Here is a 306-nt window from a genome sequence, read left to right as displayed (position 1 = left end):
GCGCAGGACTCCGATGACCGGCCAGCAAACGCTCGCTCTCGCCGACGCGCTGACTCCGCCACTCGAAGACGGCGACATGCTCGCCGCGATCGATCTGGGTTCCAACAGTTTCCACATGGTCGTCGCCCGCTACACGCTGGGCCAGCTGCGCGTCGTCGACCGGCTGCGCGAGACCGTGCGCCGCGGGATGGAATCGGGCCGGCTCCGTACCGACCTCCACCGGGAGACGGTCACCCGGCCCATCGAGAACGCCGCCGTGTCGGTGCTCGACGAGGCGACCCGCAGCCGCCCGACACCGGAGGACGG

The 306-nt window shown here is 70.9% G+C and carries 1 pseudogene; it reads left to right on the top strand.

The window, feature by feature from the left end:
* Window positions 1–13: 13 nt before the first annotated feature.
* Window positions 14–306: pseudogene (locus tag SB719_RS19515) on the top strand (hypothetical protein); the annotation flags it as partial.

The organism is Pantoea sp. SIMBA_079 (genome assembly GCF_046940275.1).
Classification (GTDB): Bacteria; Pseudomonadota; Gammaproteobacteria; order Enterobacterales; family Enterobacteriaceae; genus Pantoea; species Pantoea borealis.
The sequence above is the reverse complement of the archived record's forward strand: the minus strand, read 5'-3'. Positions and strand labels throughout refer to the sequence as shown.